We start from the raw sequence: 16,412 nt of genomic DNA, 5'->3' as shown, positions 1-16,412 counted from the left end.
CGGCAGGCAATTGCACAGCCCGCCAGCCCGGAAGACCTCAATGCTTATTGAAGCCCAAGCTGTTCCTTGGTAAAGGTTTTGCCGTAGACCATCTGATAGAAGGCATCGACATCCTTCATAAAATCATCTGAGCTGTAAAGATCACCGTGAAGATTATTAGCTGCCCAGCAGACGCCCAGTACAGAGGAGGCGGTGGGGTAGTCCCACGGCTCCAGAGAGGATGGAAAGACATAAACGGCCTTATCCTGTACGGCTTTAATGCTGCTCCAGGCCGGGTCGTTCAGAAGATCGTCGGCCTTGTATTTAGCATAGGAGGGTATCCAGATAATATCGGGATTCCAGCCGACAATCTGTTCAATGCTCACATCGGCGAACTCCCCTTTTTTATCGACCCCGCTGACTGCGTTAGTACCGCCGGCCTTTTCGATAATATAGGTCTGAATCATGGCGTCGGGCGCAACGGTGAGAGGGCTGGAACCGCCTAAAAATAAAATGGACGGTTTTTCAGAGGCTGAACCCACCTTTTTGCTGACATCGGCGATTTTATCGTCGATAAAGGAAGTGATTTCTTCCGCGCGTTTGTCCTCACCCAGAGCCTTTCCGACAATTTTTAGAGAGTTTGTGACTGTGTCGAAGCTTTCATCATTGGGGAGAGCAACAACTGCCGGGACATTGACTTCGGCGAACTGGTCGGCTTGATTGGCGAAACGTTCAGGCAGAATAGCGAGGTCTGCGCCCAACTCCATAACTGTTTCCATATTGATATCCTTGGCCTTACCGATTTGCGGCAGGTCGTCATATCCGTCGATTACTTCCTCGTACAGGCCACGGGCCATATCTTTATTTCCAAATCCGACAATGTATTTGCCACCGCCGCCAATGACAACCGCAGTATTTAAGGATGGATTGTGTGTTCCCACCACCTTCGTCGCTGGTGCAGGAAGCGTCACCTCGCGTCCGATGGCGTCTGTGACTTTAATCTCGCCGGATGCTTTGTCGGACGAGTCCTCCTGCTTTGGGCTGCAGGCAGTCATACTTAAAATTAAAGTAAGGACCAGAATCATGCACAGTAGTTTTTTTCTCATTTTTTTACTCCTTTTCAAATACAGAAGGTAAAGCCGTTTCCAACAGTACCCTATCGTGGCAAAACCATGAACAAATGATTTTGGGCAATCCGTTTTTAGGTTAAGTCCATCAGAGCTTGTTATATAAATTCATTATAGCACGGTTTGATAACGTTTTAAAGAAGAAAAATAAAACTCCCCGCTCCCTGTGACAGAAGCGGGGTTGCAGATGGATGATTTTTATTGAGGATTCACAAGCTCATCCAGCAGCTTAGGGAGCTTCGCTTCAATTTCCTCGTCTTTAAACTGACAGGTGCCGACAGCCTTATGGCCGCCACCGCCATATTTCAGCATTAAACTGCCAACGTCAATGTTGGAAGTCCGGTTTAAGACCGAATAACCAACAGCCACAGAACAGCCCAGACCACCTTTGCCGCTGACAATCCAGGCAGAAATATTCTGCTTTGGATACATACTGTAAATAAGAAAACGGTTCCCCGTATAAATAGGGTCGACGCCGCGCAGATCAGAGATGATGACATCGCCGTCGGTTCGGGTATATTTGTTTACCATTTCCTTAAACTTGGCGGTTTGCTCAAAATAAACTTCGATACGCTCCTGAACGTCGGAAAGGTTTAGAATCTCATCAGTGGACATGGTACGGCAGGCATCAATGAGCTTTTCCATCAGTTGGTAGTTGGAGATGGTAAAATTACGCCAGCGTCCAAGCCCGGTTCTGGGGTCCATCAGAAAACCGATCAATATCCAGCCTTCCGGGTTTTGAATTTCATCAATAGTCAAATTGCCAGAGTCCACCTTGTCGACGGCGGCCAGCATTTCATTGAAATGTGAAAAGCGTTCCTCACCGCCATAGTATTCGTAAATGATTCTCGCACAGGATGGCGTGATACGGCTTTCACCTTTATATTTGCCTTCAAGCTGGTTGCGCTCAAACTCACTGGAATGATGGTCAAACCAAAGGCCGCAGCCCTCCACAAAAGGGACATTTGCCAGACAGTCATCTTCGTTGACCTCTACCAGGCCATCCTGCAAGTCTTTAGGATGGGCAAATTTCCAGTGGTCAATGATTCCGGCTTCCTTGAGCAGCGCGCCACAGACAAGGCCATCGAAATCAGAACGGGTAATTAATCTCATAATATTAGCTCTCCCTCTCAGATATTATTATCATCAAACAGGTGTTTTATTGCCTGTATGTCAATTATAGTTGATAACAGCAGGGACTTCAACTTGATTCTAAAGTAAAATTTAGATAAAGATGGGAATGAATCTTAGTTACAAAAAAATTAAGTATAAAAAAGAATCATTTTTGAAAAATATGCAATTTCCAGAAATTTTTGGGTATAAAATTTTAAAAGAACAGGAGATGATAAAGATGAAGCTTGTACTTTTAAGACATGGTGAAAGTGAATGGAACCGCCTGAACCTGTTTACAGGATGGACGGACGTAATTTTATCGAATAAAGGTATTAAAGAAGCCGCAGACGCTGGCAATATGCTAAAAGGAAAGGACTACGATTTTGATATCTGTTACACCTCTTTTTTAAAAAGAGCGGTGGATACCTTAAACGTGGTTTTGGATACCATGGACCGGGCCTGGCTGCCAGTCATAAAGGACTGGAAGCTTAACGAACGCCATTATGGCGCTTTGCAAGGGCTGAATAAGGCCGAGACAGCAGAGAAATACGGAGAGGAACAGGTCAAAATCTGGCGCCGATCCTTTGACGTCCGTCCACCGGCTCTGGAACCGGATGACCCCAGAAATCCACAGCTGCAGGAGCAGTATCGAAATGTGGAAAAAAGCGAGCTGCCTTTGGCAGAAAGCCTGAAGGATACGATCACTCGCGTTATCCCTTATTATGAAAATGTGATAAAAAAGGATATGCTTGAGGGCAAACGCGTTCTGCTGGTAGCCCACGGAAACTCGATCCGCGCGCTGGTTAAATATTTTGAAAACCTGTCGGAGGATGAGATCATGGGTGTCAATATCCCAACCGGTATTCCTTTGATTTATGAATTCGACGATGGCTTTAATATGACTGACCATTACTACCTGGGAGACCAATCCATTATTGAAACACGAATGAAAAAAGTGGCTGAGCAGGGAAAAGCAAAATAAAAAACAGAAAAAACGGTGGCGTTCTGGCCACCGTTTTTTTGATGGGGTGAAGGCATACACCACCTTCTAAAGGGCAGATGGTATGACCATTTTAAATATCGGTTGAATTTAACGACGAATTCACTTTGCATCTTGTGTATTTTTTCGTTATAATAGAATCAAAAGTGAGGGGAGGTAACAGACATGGATGCACTCAGTTTATTGAAAATCATTATCACTGCGCCCTTTGGCATTGTCTACTTCCTGCTTTTGTCGAACTGGCGTTTTTCAAAAACAAAAACCTTTCTGATCACTGGAGCCGGGATACTTGGGGTTATTATTCTTGATATTTTAATGGAGCTCAGACTGCCCTACGGCTTGAGTGATTTGGAGTTTCGTCTGCTGCATATCATTATCGCTGCGGGATTTGTCATTATCCTTTCCCGTTATAATGACGCGAGGACCTTTTTTTCCTTTCTTTTGTCATGTACCTTTGTGGCGATCCAGGACCTGTTCTGCGGTATCCTGGCACCTTATATGCCAGATGGCGTTGGAGAGCTTTTAAACCAGATATTAATTTTTATGATACTGGCGTTGGTAATTATAAAATTTATCCGAAGGCCGCTTCTTGAGACACTCGGACAACTACAAACAGGCTGGATACGCTTATCGTTGATTCCCATTTGCCTGCTGCTTTCATTCTTAAATGTCGCTTCTTACCCTGCGCCTTTAAATGAACGGCCAGAAAACATTCCGGCAGCTATTGGCCTTTGTGTCGCTATTGTTTTGTACAATGGAACCATCTACACAATCCTCAAGCAGCAGAGCAGCTATTTTCAGAGTACAAGGGAGCTTTCCGCCATGCAGCTTCAGATGACATCCTTAAAAAAACACATACAGGCCATTGCTGAGAGCGAGGAGCATCTCAGAATTTTCCAGCACGATCTCCGGCATCTTACCAATGCGTTAACTGTGTGTATCAAAGCAGGGCGTGATGATGAGGCGCTGGCCCTCCTGTCTTCCATGAATAATACCATTGAGAAGATCAGCCGCCCAGCGGTTTATCACTGCGAGGATGAGGTGTTGAACGCTGTGTTGTCCGTTTATGGGCAGATGGCTGAAAATGCGGGTATTAAGGTGTGCATAAGAGTTGATCTCCCAGAAACACTGCCTATCAGCGGAGAGGAAATATCCCTGGTTTTCGCCAATGGTATCGAGAACGCCATTAACGCCTGTCATCAAATCAGCAGCGTTGATGAACGGAGAATCAGCATTGTTTGTTCCCCGGTAGGATCGCAGCTGTTTATTGAAATTACCAATACCTACACGGGAAAGATATTGTTTGATGCGAAGACAGGCTATCCGGTGACGCGGGAAAAGGATCATGGTATTGGTACACAGAGCATCTCGGCATTTGCCAGGCGTTATGGCGGATTGTTAAAATATAAAGCGGAAAACGGTTTGTTCTCAATGCGGCTTATTCTGCCGCTCTATGAAGATAAAAATGACATTACACTGTAACTAATCGGTCAGTATACAGGTTTTAGGTTTACCAGATAAATGGGATTAATCGGTATTTTACCTGTTGGGCATAGCGTACATAGCCGGGGAAAGAGGCCAGCAGCGATTGATCCTCATAATAGGTTCGCAGGATCAGCAGAAGGACTATGACCGCGGACACAATACCAGTGGCCCACCCAAAAATCATCCCGACAGTGACGGCCCAGAAGCTCATAAAGAGGTAGCCGGGATGTCTTACAAAACGGTAGGGACCACTGCTACAGACTACGGGCTGAGCATCCTTCAGCATCGGCGTGTCCGCTTCATAGTACTTGTTTGAAAGCAGCGCCCAGGACATCAGCAGGTTGGCGACAGCGCTGAGAACAAGTCCGGCAGCCACAACCGGCTGAGGTACCGAGGACCAATGGAACCGTGTTTCCAGCCCGGCAACGATGTAAATGCCGTAAAAAGACAAAGGACTGCAAAAATTGCGAAGGGTGATATCGATCCCGGAAGCTTTCTCTGCATTTTTTTCTGGAAACGACAGAGCGGTTGGGTTGCGGTGTAACAGGACAGCCAGTGTGCCAGCCATGATAATCAGATATAAAATAAAATAGATCCAGCCGCGTATACAGCCCAGAGTCCCGGCTGCAACTAAAAAACAGGACAGGCTTAATATTTTTTGCAGCATTGCCAGGGCGGCAAAGCCAATGGTTTGTTTTTTCATAAAAAATTCTCCTGAAAGAAAAATTGGATTTTAAAAATGTTGTTATTATACCATATTTCAAGATCCTTATACAGTAGAGAAGGATGGTTTATCACTCTTTTAGTAGAAATGATTGATTTTTTTATCATAAAGTGTGATATACTAAAAATAAAAAGAGGTTTTAGCCATGGAACAGATTGAACAATTGCAGAAAATTATTGATGAGGGCAAAAGCATTGTATTTTTTGGCGGAGCGGGTGTCTCAACAGAAAGTGGGATTCCTGATTTTCGCAGCAGTAATGGTCTTTATATGCAGGAGTACCGCTATCCGCCTGAACAAGTGGTAAGCCACAGCTTTTTCGTAAACCATACAGAAGCCTTTTATGATTTTTATAAAAACAAAATGATGTTTTTGGACGCTAAGCCAAACGCTGCCCATATGAAGCTGGCAGAGCTTGAAAAATGTGGAAAGCTTAAAGCTGTGGTGACACAAAATATCGACGGTCTGCACCAGGCAGCAGGTAGCAGGACGGTTTATGAGCTGCACGGCAGTATTCATCGCAATTACTGTCAAAAATGTGGGAAGTTTTTTGACGCCGCCTATGTTAAAAATGCGGATGGAGTGCCAAAATGCGACGCCTGCGGGGGAATGATCAAGCCAGACGTAGTGCTTTATGAAGAGGCTCTTGACTCAGATACTATCCAGAAAGCCGTGCAGGCAATCAGTGAGGCGGATACGCTGATTATCGGCGGAACATCTTTGGTCGTTTATCCGGCAGCCAGTTTTATTGACTATTTTAGAGGAAAGAATCTGGTGGTTATCAATAAGGACGCCACTGCCAGAGAATCAGAAGCTTCCCTGGCGATCCACGACGCCATTGGCAAGGTTATGGAGCAGATCAAAGTTGAATGCTGACGCTGACACAGAAAAGGAGGAGCTGCGTGCTTAGCTGCGCAGCTTCTCCTTTTCATTTACTATTTTCTGACGCTTGAAATTAAGACGGCTTTCTGAAAGAAACAAGCCGGCAATGGTTAGCCCAATGCCCAAAATAGCTGGCAGGGTAATGTGCTCATGAAGAATAATGACAGAGGTAACAACCGTAATGACCGGGACCATATAAATATATACACTGGTCTTGACTGGACCCAGGAGCTTAACGGCCAGGTTCCAGGTGACAAAGCAGAGCGCTGATGCGCCAAAGCCCAGGAATAAAATATTTGCCAGATTTTTAAACTCAATAAAAACCGAGAGATCCAGATGGAAACCAAAAATAAACAGGGCGGGAACCATAAAAAGCAGCCCATAGAAAAAGATTCTTCGGGTAGTCAGAATGGTTCCATAGCCAAAGCTGCTGATTTTTTTGGTGAAGGTTGAGTAACCAGCCCAGACGACAGCAGCGGTAATGGCCAGCAGATCACCTGCCGGGTTAAGCTGTACGGTATTGTCACCGCGGAAGCTGATCAGGCAGATGCCTGTAATCGCCACGATAAACCCGATGAAAAACCGCGGCCCGGGCCGTTCTCCATGAAGGAAAAAGTAATCAAACAGTGCGGTGAAAAAAGGCGCAATGGCAATGATTACCCCGACATTTGCCGCCAGAGTAAGGGTGAGGGCAAAATTTTCCAAAAGAAAGTAAAGCGTGACGCCGAGAAGACCGGCAGCCATAAAATAGAATTCCTGTCTGCGGTTGTCTAGCCTGAGGCCTTTGGGTGTGACCAGCCATAAAATCAGATAACCGAGAAAAAAGCGGCAAAACAGAATTTCAACAGGCGTAAGCACTCGCAGCAGCACTTTTGTGGCGATAAAGGTAGTTCCCCAGATGACAATGGTAAAAAAGGCAGCAATGTGGCCAAAGGATGTACTCTTAATGTTCGTGTTCATTGGTAGAAGCCTCTTTCTTTGAATGCTTATCTGTCTGGAAGATTTTCTGGTATTGTCTGGGTGTCAGCCCAATGAAATCCTTAAAAAAACGGGAAAAGTGGCTCTGGTCAGAAAAGCCAGTCATGGCAGCGGTGTCAATGGGCGGTATACCCTGTTCCAGCAGCTTTTTAGCCCGCTCAATACGAATTGACTGAAGATAACGGTATGGGGAGACGCCAACCTGTTTTGTGAACAGCAGCAAAAAATAAGACTTGCTGAGCCTGGCAAGAGCCGTTAAATCGTCTAGGGAAATATTGTCAGAAAAGTGATCCTCCATATAGGCACAGACGGCTTTGATTTTATTATCAGGCTCGGCGGTGCTGCTCTGTTCAAAGGGGGAACTGTATTCACGAAAAATTTGTTCCAAAAGCAGAAAGAAAGCCTCCTCCTTTTCAAAGCGTGATGAAAGCTCGACAATCCCTGTATAAAGATCATTTAAGGCAGAGGTAATGTCACTCTGATAGACGACGTTTTGGGTAAAAAACGGTGTGTAGGGCTGGCCGGTAACCTCGTGAGCAGCGCTTTTCATGATATCAGCAGGAATATTGACAGCTCTGTAGTCCAGGATTTCTCCGTTCCTTGGGGAACAACGGTGGCTGTCTCTTGGATTAAAGAGCACCAGATCACCGGCACTCAGGTCATACTCCCGATCTCTGCACCACAGATGCCGTCGTCCGCCTTCTACAAAGCCGATAACGTAATAATCATGAAAATGATTGGGAAATGGCTGTACAATTCCAGTCAGATGGTATGCTTCAATTTTCAGATCTGTATCATAGTAAACATGCCGCTGTTCTTGTTCAAATGTCATGTAATTGCCTCTCTTTCTGGTTTTATTTTAGCAGAAGTGCTGGCTTGTGTCTTGTATGATCTTCCAGGTGAAAGATAAAATTTTAAGAAAAAGAATAGAAAAAGCCATAAACAGGACCCTGGAATTGAAAAGTTTGGAGTTTATCTGCTGCCGGATGCGTTTATGCCACTGTTAACAGTGACTCAATTGTTCTGGAAGATTTTGCGCGATCTCATCATCTTTTTAAATTTATAAATGTTTAAATACTGTTGATCAGGGTATATAAACATTGCAATATCATACCAAACCCTTATCTTTGATAATCTCGGACAACCAAAAAGGCCGCTGTTGCTTTTCCGCATCAGCGGTCTTTTTGTAGTTAAAGAAAAAAATTTTCCGTATCGTAAAGGCTTATGTTATAATTTTGAAAGATTAACAAAAACTAACGGGTCTGCTGATTAATGGTAAATGGCCCTAAAGGGAGAATAAAATGGATAAAAACCAACTGGTTAAACAGCCTGTTCCAAAGCTGTTCTTTCACTATCTGCTTCCGGCGGTCAGTGGGACGATGGTAACCTCTATTTATATTTTAGCCGATACAATTATTATAGGAAAAGGTATCGGCACAGAAGCAATGGCTGCCTTAAACATTGTTCTGCCTGTCTTTAACCTTGTTTTTGGAACCGGCCTGTTGTTTGGTGTGGGCGGCTCTGTGCTGATGTCGATCAGCTGGGGACGGGGAGAAGAGAAAAAGGGACAGCAGTATTTTACCACTGCCTTTATCCTTAATCTGCTGGCAGGGATTGTTTATATATCGCTTTTCTTTGCCTTTGGGGAAAACATCATGCTTTTCTTAGGTGGAACCGCTGTTACCATGCCATACATCATGGAATATGCCCCTTATATTGCAGGTGGTGCACTGATCTTTAGCTTTTCATCATTTTTACAGGCCTTTGTCCGAAATGATGGTGCGCCCAAGCGTGCAATGGCGGCTGTTATCGCGGGCGGTGTGTTTAATATTATCTTTGATATACTGCTGGTTTTTCCCTTTCAGATGGGAATGTCCGGCGCTGCACTGGCCAGCGTTATGGGATCTGTATTAACAGATTGTATCCTGATTTCGCATTTCTTTTCCAGGCAAAACGGGCTGCGGTTTTGTTTTGGGGGGCTGAGATTATCTTTTTTCAAAGCTGTTTTTGCCAATGGCGTTACCAGCTTTCTGATTGAAATTTCAGCTGGTATCGTTATTTTCGCGTTTAACCATCAGCTTTTACGCTATGTGGGAGAGATTGGTGTCAGTGCTTATGGTGTTATTACAAATACGGCCTTTGTGGTCACCGCTTTAAGTAATGGTGTCAGCCAGGCAGCTCAGCCAATTTTGTCAACCAATTATGGCGCTGGAAAGTTTGATCGTATCTACGAAGTGCGGGCTCTGGGGGTGAGGACAGCTCTAGCCGTTTGTGCTTTGCCGGCACTTCTTGGGCTTTTGGTGCCGGATCTGTTTACCTATATTTTTTTAAACCCCTCACCGGAAGTACTGGCGCTGTCTGCAACGGCCATACGCATTTATTTTATTGGTTTTTTTGTTACAGGAACCAACATGTTCATTATCAATTATTTTCAGGCAGTTGTACGGCCGAGGATTTCTTTAGGCCTGTGTCTGTTTAGAGGCTGTGTTTTCAATTTGTTTTTAGTCACTGTGCTGCCGCTTTTATGGGGTGTGACAGGCATCTGGATGGCAGTACCCTTAACAGAGTTTATCTCGCTTGGAATAGGTGTACTCTTGATAAAAAGAATTTCCATTGAACAGTAAAAAAGATTGAAAAAGAAAAGGCCTGAGCAGAAAGCCAGGCCTTTAAATTAGAATAAGCCGATTTTTACATCGACATCATATTCTTTTTTTAGTTCATCGACACGATCAAGGAAAGCGCGGTTTTGTTTTTGCCCAAGAAGATACTGGCGGGCGCTCTCCTTTACCACATCGTAAGGAATAGTTTCAGAGGTTTTGCTGTCGGTCACCTTAATGATGTGCCAGCCAAAGTCTGTTTTTACAGGTTCATCGCTCATTTCGCCAACCTTCATAGCAAAGGCGGCATTTTCAAATTGTGGTACCATCTTTCCTTTTGAGAAATAACTCAAATCGCCGCCCTGTTCTCTTGACGGGCAGACAGAGTAAGCTTTTGCGGCTTCTTCAAAGGTTTTGCCTCCATCCTTGATTTCCTTAATAATATCAATGGCCTGCTGTTCAGATGGCAGTAAAATATGGCTGGCGCGGATGCTGTCCGGTGCGATGAACTGTTTGGGGTTTTCATCATAAAACTTTTTAACCTCTTCATCGCTGACTTCTACATTTTTCATGAATTTGGCAATCATATGCGATTTCAGCAGCTTTTCTTTTGCATCCTCAACCAGAGCGAGATACTCTTCAGATTCGTCCTCGTGATCTTTCTTCCCTTCCAGATAGAAAAGTTCCTGAGCAACAAGCTCCTCGAGTAATTTTCTGCGCCCTTCCTTTGTACGGAACTGGCCCTGCTGCTCCTGAGGTAATTGTTGTATTAAAGCTTCCAGGTCGGTATTGTAAATTTCTTTACCTTCGACCACTGCTACGACTTGTTTTTCCATTTAGAAAATCTCCTTCTATTAATAGTCATTAAATTAAATATTATAGTTTATATTTCTCTTTGTCAAGGGGCGGTTTGGTATACAATGATTTTTTCAGGTTTTACAAAGCTTTTCAAATCCCGCTCTATTTGCCTGATCAGAGCATCGCTATCTGCATAGCTGACGTCGCAGGTGCTTTCGGTTAAAGACCAGGCAAAAACCGGACAGGTCGGATCTTTTTTATAAAAGGTCTTAAACTGCTTACCGCTGATTCGAAAACCGCCGATGTTAATATCCAGCAGCTGGTTTAAATCAAACTGTTTTCCTAGGCTGTCGATAAAGTCGCGGTATATCCTCGCACTGTTGTTGATAGGCATTACGGGCTCAATGGAGAATCGAACTGTCGCATGGGCTCTAAGCGCCTGAGATACTGCCGCCATCCGCGTTGCAAGGGAAGGGGTATGACGTTCGTAAAGATGGATTACCGGATCGGGGAGCAGCGACCAGGCAAAAATGACATTTTGAGGCGGGTCTGAGATGGGAAAACGCCCGGCTTTTGTTTTCACCTCGATCGTCAGGTTAGCATGTCTTTTAGCTAATGCGAGCCATGGACCCAGAAAGTGGGTAAGCGGATCAAGCGCCATCAAATCACTGTCATAGGAAATGGCCAGATAAAGAGGCTCACAGCTGGATAATAAATCCTCTTCTACAGAGGTGATGAAATCCTCATTATTGACAAAAATAACTATGTGCCCGGAGGGGTAGATACTTTTTAAGTAACAATAGCTGCAATCATAAAGGCAGTTCATGATAATACCAGTATAGTAAAAGCGTGCATGTCCAAAGTTTTCACAGTAGGGAGAACCATCATAATAAAAATCCTGTTTTTTTCGGGCTAAAATAAGATTTGGGGAACGCTTCTGTGCAATGAAATCCTGATGGTGCCGGTTGAAAATCTGTGAGTAGTCATCAATATAAATAAGACTGTCGTAATTGATTTTTTGTAAAATAGCCTGTGTGTTTGGATGATGGGCTGCCCCCTTCTCAATGTAAATGTGTGAAAAGGGCTTAGCACCAGAGGTTTTTAAGTAATGCATTAAAAGCGAAGCTCCTTTCTTTTTTGATGGTAATTTTAAGCTCAGTATAAGGGAGAAGAGTATTAGAAAGGCAGGCTGAATCTCTGAGCTTTTTCGAAACGCATGCTTTTGTAAAAGTGATTTTTTGTGTCTGAGTCAGGCGAAGCGCGGACTTTGTTTTTTCCATCAGCAGAGATTCCTCTGGGGTAAAAAAGGGCTCCTCATCTTTTTCAAGCATAGCCTTCCAGCGGGAAAAGGTTTTTTGCCATTCAGGGTTGTCATTAATCCTCAGCAGAACAATACGATGGGGCGGAAGCTTTCTAAAAGCTGTTTCCAGCGCAGCGGTAACATCAGTGCTCAGAGCATCATCGACAGAGAGATATAAAGATCCCTCGTCAAAGGGATGACGATAGAGAATATCCGGGAAATAGCAATGTGTTTTCCCATTTTTTCTTATCGAAACTTGATTGACGAGGGTCCAGTTTTTAATATTTTGATCATTAACGAGCAAGTAAAAATATTTCATGTCGGCCTCCTTTGAGGTTATTTTACCTCAAAGAAGGCCGTTTGTCATCAGCGATTGCTTTCAATCATATGCTTAACCACCAAAACAGGATGATGAAAAAGCATCCGGGGGCCTGAAAAACGCATTACCTCCTGCACGCGTTTTCGCATTTCCGGTTTGTAGCAGTGGACCGGACAATGGCTGCAGAATGATTTTGAATCCTGAAAAGGACATCGCTCCAGGCGGCCCAGAGCATAATCCAGAAGTGCCTGGCAATCGGGACACAGGTTTTTTTGGCGGTGCTTTTTTAAGCAGTAGAGGCGGATCATTTTTTCAATAATATGCTGTTCAGATTTTACACATGCCATTAGGAGAGCCTCCCGTTTTCTATGGAATAATCCAGGTCGGTGATACCCATGGTGGAACGCTGGTGAGAAACCAACACAACGGTATGGTTAGCGGCATGCTCCCGGATGGATTTCAAAATAATCCCTTCATTCAGGCTGTCCAGATTACTGGTAGGCTCATCGAGAAGAATAAAGGGCGCCTGGTGTAAAAAGGCTCTGGCCAGCCCGATGCGCTGCCGTTCACCACCCGACAAAGACTCTCCAAGCTCGCCTACGGGAGTATCATACCCTTTAGGAAGCTGAGTGATAAAATCATGGATAGCGGCTTTTTTAGCGGCTTCAGCCACTTCCTCATCACTGGCGTTCAAACGAGCGATACGAATATTTGCCCCGATAGTATCATTAAAAAGGTAGGTGCTTTGAGTGACATAGCTTTCATTTTTACGGAGACTATGGGTGTTGACAGCTCGGATATCATGGCTGGAAAGCTCAAGACAGCCGGACTGGCGGTCCCAAAAGCGCATGAGCAGTTTAAGAAAGGTAGACTTTCCAGAGCCGCTTTTTCCATGAATACCAATAACCTTTGAGGTGGGGAGTTCCATGGTAATATTGTCGAGGATTATTTCGTTGTCATAGGCGAAAGAGAGGTTTTTACATGAGGCTCCGTCAAAGGTAATGTCCACACCCTTCTCAACTTCACTAACAACTGGACTTTCGTCCAGAATATCCAGCACACGCTCTCCAGCGGCAAAGGTTTGAAGCAAATTGTTTGAAAGGCTGCTGAGCGCTGCGGTTGGACCAAAGGAGCTGAATAAGGCAACGGTTGGAATTAAAATACCCTCAAAGCCGACAATTCCCTGACGCATTAGTATAATAGAGGAAAAAAGCATCGCGAGATCAAAAAACAGGATAACTGTATTTGTAACAGCAGCCGATAAACCTTCCTGATTTTTCAAGGCTTTTTGCTGAATATCAAGAGCATCGGACTGGCGTGTGATCTCTTTTAGCCTTGAGGGGCCGCAATGGTATTGGATATATTCCTTTAAACCGCGCAGGCTGTCCAGAAAATAGGTGTTGAGCTCGCCAAAAAGTCTCCGATAGCTTCTTCCTTTATCTGCCCCCAGCCGTGAGGCGGCTACAGGAATGAGAAGCCCTACACAAAGATAGGCGACGACGGCAATAAGACCGAACAGCAGATGAAACTGCCCAATGAAGATTACCATGATTAAAGAGGTGATAATAGCGATGGCAATGGGGGCGATGGTGTGCGCATAAAATACTTCCAGAAGCTCGATATCGCCAGTAATGACAGCAATCAGATTGCCTTTATCCCTGCCTTCCAGTTTTGCAGGAGCAAGCTTGCGAAGGGCTTTAAAAATCTTGTCACGGATAATAGCAAGAAGCTTAAACGCGATATAGTGGCCGCTGGCCTGTTCAATATAATGAAGCACGCCGCGCAAAAGCCCCAGGATAAGGATGACCATAAAAAGCAGCTTTAAATCTATTTTCTGGATATCCAGAATGGAAAGAATACCATAGCTGCCCAGGATGGTAATAAAAATTGCACATAGATAGCCCGCAACACCCATAAGGATCGTGAGCAGCATGATGTGGATCAGCGGCTTAACCAGCCCGATAAGCCTCATCATGATTGAGATGGGATTTCTGCGCATAGACAGGAGTCTCCTTTCCATAATTTTCAAGAGATGTCTGGGTAAAATACAGATCTGCATAGTAGCTGCTGTTTTCCAAAAGCTCTGTATGCGTTCCGGATTCGATGATACGCCCTTTATACAAAACATAAATTTGATCGGCGGAACGCACATTGGCCAGTCGATGGGAGATCAGCACAACCGTTTTGGTATGTGCCAGATCCTCGATGACGTCCATGATCTGTTCTTCGCTCTCCACATCTATGTTAGAAGTTGCTTCATCGAAAATATAGATTTCCGAGTCGTGAAGAAGCGCCCGCGCGAGGGACAGACGCTGACACTGGCCTCCGGAAAGGTTTGAACCATTCTCCAATATCTGAGTATCAAGCCCTTGCTGTTCTATAAGAAAATCATAGAGACAAACCCGTTTGAGTGCAGCGTACAGTGCTTCGTCACTGGCATTTGGCTGGGCCATTAAAAGATTGTCGCGAACAGTTCCCTTGAAAATTATACTGTTGTGACTTACGAGGGTGATATTTTCCATAATGCTGGCTTCAGACAGGGATTTTAAATTTTGCTTTCCAATACTGATATCGCCGCGGTAACTGCGATGAGCACCCATAATAAGTGAAGCGATGGTACTTTTTCCACTGCCAGATTCTCCGGCGATGGATACAAATTTTCCCTTTGGAATACTTAGGGAGACGTCTTCCAGAACAGGGCGCCCGACATCATAAGAAAACTCAATGTGATTTAAACGAATATCCGCGTCCTCTGGATCAATATTACCCGCGGCGTGGACAGGCTCATCAAAGTCAAGCAGACGAAAAATTTTATCCGATGCGGCCATTCCATTCATTGCGATGTGAAAAAAAGAGCCCAGCAGACGCAATGGGATAAAGAATTCCGCTGAAAGCATAATCAGTGCAAAGGTACCGCCAAAGGAAATATTTCCTTTCATAAATTCTGTGACCGCCAGAATAATCCCGACGGCAGCGCCCCCGTAGGCGATAATATCCATTACAGTTACAGAGTTTAATTGCATGGTGAGGACCTTCATGGTTATTTTTCGGAATTTTTCGGACTGAGCATTCATTTCTTCATTTTTATAATGATCCGCCTCATAAATTTTAAGGGTCGTCAACCCCTGAAGATTTTCAAGGAAGCTGTCTCCTAGTTCTGTATAGGTACTCCAATATTTTGATAGAAGCCTCTTGGCGATTTTTTGTACAGCTACAATTGAAACAGGGATAAGCGGCACACAGATCAAAAGGATCAGTGCGGTTTTCAAATTAACAAACGAGAGAACTGCAAACAGGGTTAACGGTGCGAGAAGACTATAAAAAAGCTGCGGAAGATATTTGCCAAAATAAATATCCAGTTGTTCAACACCCTCCACAGAAACCTGAACTACTTCGGCTGTAGAAATTTTTTCATTGTAGCTTATGCCCAGGCGAAGAAGTTTTTCATATATTTTTTCACGCAATGTTTTTTTTACACCGGAGGAAGCTGCGTAAGACATTTTTGAAGCCATAAGAGTAGCGGCAAACCGTACAATCAAAGACACACAAATGATTACCAGATAGCCGGATATTTTAATGCTTTCAATACCGTCTGTTAAAATATTCTGCAAAAGCCAGGCGATGGTGAAAACAATCGCCATGTTTGCTAAAAGACAGATCCAGTTAAAGAACACATTTAAAAAAATATAGTGGTTAGCCTTACCCATCATATGTGTCAGGCGTTTGTCAATCATTCTGTACCTCCTGAATGGTTTTAATCCTACAGATGAAGTAGTAGTATTTAAAAATCATTACCGCAATGATGAGGATACGCGCATAAATGACATCGACCAGACAGAACGCCAGGATCAGCATAGCTGAGGCAAAGGACAGAAGAGAAATCTTAGTTTTCAGTGTCATGGCTCGTTCCTTAACGAAGCTGTCCAGATGTTTTTGATAAATTTTGGTACTCAAAAACCAGTCATTAAACCGCTTGCTGCCCCGCGCGAAGCAATAGCTTGCGACAAGAAGGAAAGGGGTGGTTGGGAGCACCGGCAAGATAACACCGATGGCTCCAAGCCCGAAGAATAAAAAACCAATAATAAGATAAAGTGTTTTCATAAAACTCCTTT

At 44.3% G+C, this 16,412-nt stretch carries 16 protein-coding genes and 1 riboswitch; of the genes, 4 read left to right on the top strand and 12 right to left on the bottom strand.

The features are described 5' to 3' along the window. Window positions 1-44: 44 nt before the first annotated feature. Together CPZ25_RS06155 and CPZ25_RS06150 are read right to left on the bottom strand one after the other, a co-directional pair. Window positions 45-1,085 (bottom strand): ABC transporter substrate-binding protein, encoded by a 1,041-nt coding sequence (locus CPZ25_RS06155; protein WP_096920042.1) that lies wholly within the window; start codon window positions 1,083-1,085, stop codon window positions 45-47. Next, window positions 1,077-1,212: riboswitch (molybdenum cofactor riboswitch) on the bottom strand. (Overlaps the previous gene by 9 nt.) Window positions 1,213-1,304: 92 nt before the next feature. Next, window positions 1,305-2,219 (bottom strand): DHH family phosphoesterase, encoded by a 915-nt coding sequence (locus tag CPZ25_RS06150; RefSeq protein WP_013381107.1) that lies wholly within the window; start codon window positions 2,217-2,219, stop codon window positions 1,305-1,307. A gap of 238 nt (window positions 2,220-2,457) precedes the next feature. Between CPZ25_RS06150 and gpmA the strand changes: the two genes are divergently transcribed. Further along, the gene (gpmA, locus tag CPZ25_RS06145) at window positions 2,458-3,201 is read left to right on the top strand and encodes a 2,3-diphosphoglycerate-dependent phosphoglycerate mutase (RefSeq protein ID WP_058696357.1); all 744 of its coding nucleotides are present in this window, start codon (window positions 2,458-2,460) and stop codon (window positions 3,199-3,201) included. A gap of 183 nt (window positions 3,202-3,384) precedes the next feature. Next, the gene (locus CPZ25_RS06140) at window positions 3,385-4,701 is read left to right on the top strand and encodes a sensor histidine kinase (protein WP_096920019.1); all 1,317 of its coding nucleotides are present in this window, start codon (window positions 3,385-3,387) and stop codon (window positions 4,699-4,701) included. 28 nt (window positions 4,702-4,729) lie between these two features. Here CPZ25_RS06140 and CPZ25_RS06135 read toward each other — a convergent pair whose 3' ends face one another. Continuing rightward, entirely contained in the window at window positions 4,730-5,407 is a 678-nt protein-coding gene (locus CPZ25_RS06135; RefSeq protein ID WP_058694049.1) for a methyltransferase family protein, read from the bottom strand. 166 nt (window positions 5,408-5,573) lie between these two features. Here CPZ25_RS06135 and CPZ25_RS06130 point away from each other — a divergent pair, with 166 nt between their 5' ends. Further along, window positions 5,574-6,302, top strand: coding sequence for an NAD-dependent protein deacylase (locus CPZ25_RS06130; protein WP_074617133.1), 729 nt, complete (start codon window positions 5,574-5,576; stop codon window positions 6,300-6,302). A 30-nt stretch (window positions 6,303-6,332) separates the two neighbouring features. On the opposite strand, the gene CPZ25_RS06125 is transcribed toward CPZ25_RS06130, so the two are convergent. Together CPZ25_RS06125 and CPZ25_RS06120 are read right to left on the bottom strand one after the other, a co-directional pair. Continuing rightward, a complete protein-coding gene (locus tag CPZ25_RS06125) occupies window positions 6,333-7,268 on the bottom strand; it encodes a DMT family transporter (RefSeq protein ID WP_096920020.1) in 936 nt (311 codons plus the stop codon). Next, window positions 7,252-8,118, bottom strand: a complete 867-nt coding sequence (locus CPZ25_RS06120; RefSeq protein ID WP_096920021.1) for an AraC family ligand binding domain-containing protein — start codon at window positions 8,116-8,118, stop codon at window positions 7,252-7,254. Before CPZ25_RS06120 ends, CPZ25_RS06125 begins: the two co-directional genes overlap by 17 nt. A 469-nt stretch (window positions 8,119-8,587) precedes the next feature. On the opposite strand from CPZ25_RS06120, the gene CPZ25_RS06115 reads away from it, so the two are divergent. Further along, entirely contained in the window at window positions 8,588-9,910 is a 1,323-nt protein-coding gene (locus tag CPZ25_RS06115; protein WP_096920022.1) for an MATE family efflux transporter, read from the top strand. A gap of 47 nt (window positions 9,911-9,957) precedes the next feature. On the opposite strand, the gene CPZ25_RS06110 is transcribed toward CPZ25_RS06115, so the two are convergent. From CPZ25_RS06110 to CPZ25_RS06080, 7 genes are all read right to left on the bottom strand, one after another. Next, window positions 9,958-10,719, bottom strand: a complete 762-nt coding sequence (locus tag CPZ25_RS06110) for a peptidylprolyl isomerase (protein ID WP_038351261.1) — start codon at window positions 10,717-10,719, stop codon at window positions 9,958-9,960. Between the two features lie 62 nt (window positions 10,720-10,781). Beyond that, window positions 10,782-11,795 carry a spore photoproduct lyase family protein gene (locus tag CPZ25_RS06105; RefSeq protein ID WP_096920023.1) on the bottom strand — a complete coding sequence of 338 codons (1,014 nt, stop codon included), beginning with the start codon at window positions 11,793-11,795 and terminating at the stop codon, window positions 10,782-10,784. Continuing rightward, complete coding sequence (locus tag CPZ25_RS06100; protein WP_096920024.1) at window positions 11,767-12,300, bottom strand: hypothetical protein; 534 nt, start codon at window positions 12,298-12,300, stop codon at window positions 11,767-11,769. The genes CPZ25_RS06105 and CPZ25_RS06100 overlap by 29 nt, the downstream gene beginning before the upstream one ends. Window positions 12,301-12,347: 47 nt before the next feature. Then, window positions 12,348-12,647, bottom strand: coding sequence for a nitrous oxide-stimulated promoter family protein (locus CPZ25_RS06095; RefSeq protein ID WP_013381063.1), 300 nt, complete (start codon window positions 12,645-12,647; stop codon window positions 12,348-12,350). Further along, entirely contained in the window at window positions 12,647-14,299 is a 1,653-nt protein-coding gene (locus tag CPZ25_RS06090) for an amino acid ABC transporter ATP-binding/permease protein (RefSeq protein WP_096920025.1), read from the bottom strand. The genes CPZ25_RS06095 and CPZ25_RS06090 overlap by 1 nt, the downstream gene beginning before the upstream one ends. Next, window positions 14,250-16,034 (bottom strand): ABC transporter ATP-binding protein/permease, encoded by a 1,785-nt coding sequence (locus CPZ25_RS06085; RefSeq protein ID WP_096920026.1) that lies wholly within the window; start codon window positions 16,032-16,034, stop codon window positions 14,250-14,252. The genes CPZ25_RS06090 and CPZ25_RS06085 overlap by 50 nt, the downstream gene beginning before the upstream one ends. Next, window positions 16,027-16,401, bottom strand: coding sequence for a YbaN family protein (locus CPZ25_RS06080; RefSeq protein ID WP_013381060.1), 375 nt, complete (start codon window positions 16,399-16,401; stop codon window positions 16,027-16,029). Before CPZ25_RS06080 ends, CPZ25_RS06085 begins: the two co-directional genes overlap by 8 nt. Window positions 16,402-16,412 lie beyond the last annotated feature (11 nt).

This window comes from Eubacterium maltosivorans, from assembly GCF_002441855.2.
In the GTDB taxonomy this organism is placed as follows: domain Bacteria; phylum Bacillota; class Clostridia; order Eubacteriales; family Eubacteriaceae; genus Eubacterium; species Eubacterium maltosivorans.
The sequence above is the reverse complement of the archived record's forward strand: the minus strand, read 5'-3'. Positions and strand labels throughout refer to the sequence as shown.

Bases quoted from the DNA above. Each gene is read 5' to 3' on its own strand.
- CPZ25_RS06155 (WP_096920042.1), bottom strand. From the start codon at position 1,085: ATGAGAAAAAAACTACTGTGCATGATTCTGGTCCTTACTTTAATTTTA.
- CPZ25_RS06150 (WP_013381107.1), bottom strand. From the start codon at position 2,219: ATGAGATTAATTACCCGTTCTGATTTCGATGGCCTTGTCTGTGGCGCG.
- gpmA (WP_058696357.1), top strand. From the start codon at position 2,458: ATGAAGCTTGTACTTTTAAGACATGGTGAAAGTGAATGGAACCGCCTG.
- CPZ25_RS06140 (WP_096920019.1), top strand. From the start codon at position 3,385: ATGGATGCACTCAGTTTATTGAAAATCATTATCACTGCGCCCTTTGGC.
- CPZ25_RS06135 (WP_058694049.1), bottom strand. From the start codon at position 5,407: ATGAAAAAACAAACCATTGGCTTTGCCGCCCTGGCAATGCTGCAAAAA.
- CPZ25_RS06130 (WP_074617133.1), top strand. From the start codon at position 5,574: ATGGAACAGATTGAACAATTGCAGAAAATTATTGATGAGGGCAAAAGC.
- CPZ25_RS06125 (WP_096920020.1), bottom strand. From the start codon at position 7,268: ATGAACACGAACATTAAGAGTACATCCTTTGGCCACATTGCTGCCTTT.
- CPZ25_RS06120 (WP_096920021.1), bottom strand. From the start codon at position 8,118: ATGACATTTGAACAAGAACAGCGGCATGTTTACTATGATACAGATCTG.
- CPZ25_RS06115 (WP_096920022.1), top strand. From the start codon at position 8,588: ATGGATAAAAACCAACTGGTTAAACAGCCTGTTCCAAAGCTGTTCTTT.
- CPZ25_RS06110 (WP_038351261.1), bottom strand. From the start codon at position 10,719: ATGGAAAAACAAGTCGTAGCAGTGGTCGAAGGTAAAGAAATTTACAAT.
- CPZ25_RS06105 (WP_096920023.1), bottom strand. From the start codon at position 11,795: ATGCATTACTTAAAAACCTCTGGTGCTAAGCCCTTTTCACACATTTAC.
- CPZ25_RS06100 (WP_096920024.1), bottom strand. From the start codon at position 12,300: ATGAAATATTTTTACTTGCTCGTTAATGATCAAAATATTAAAAACTGG.
- CPZ25_RS06095 (WP_013381063.1), bottom strand. From the start codon at position 12,647: ATGGCATGTGTAAAATCTGAACAGCATATTATTGAAAAAATGATCCGC.
- CPZ25_RS06090 (WP_096920025.1), bottom strand. From the start codon at position 14,299: ATGCGCAGAAATCCCATCTCAATCATGATGAGGCTTATCGGGCTGGTT.
- CPZ25_RS06085 (WP_096920026.1), bottom strand. From the start codon at position 16,034: ATGATTGACAAACGCCTGACACATATGATGGGTAAGGCTAACCACTAT.
- CPZ25_RS06080 (WP_013381060.1), bottom strand. From the start codon at position 16,401: ATGAAAACACTTTATCTTATTATTGGTTTTTTATTCTTCGGGCTTGGA.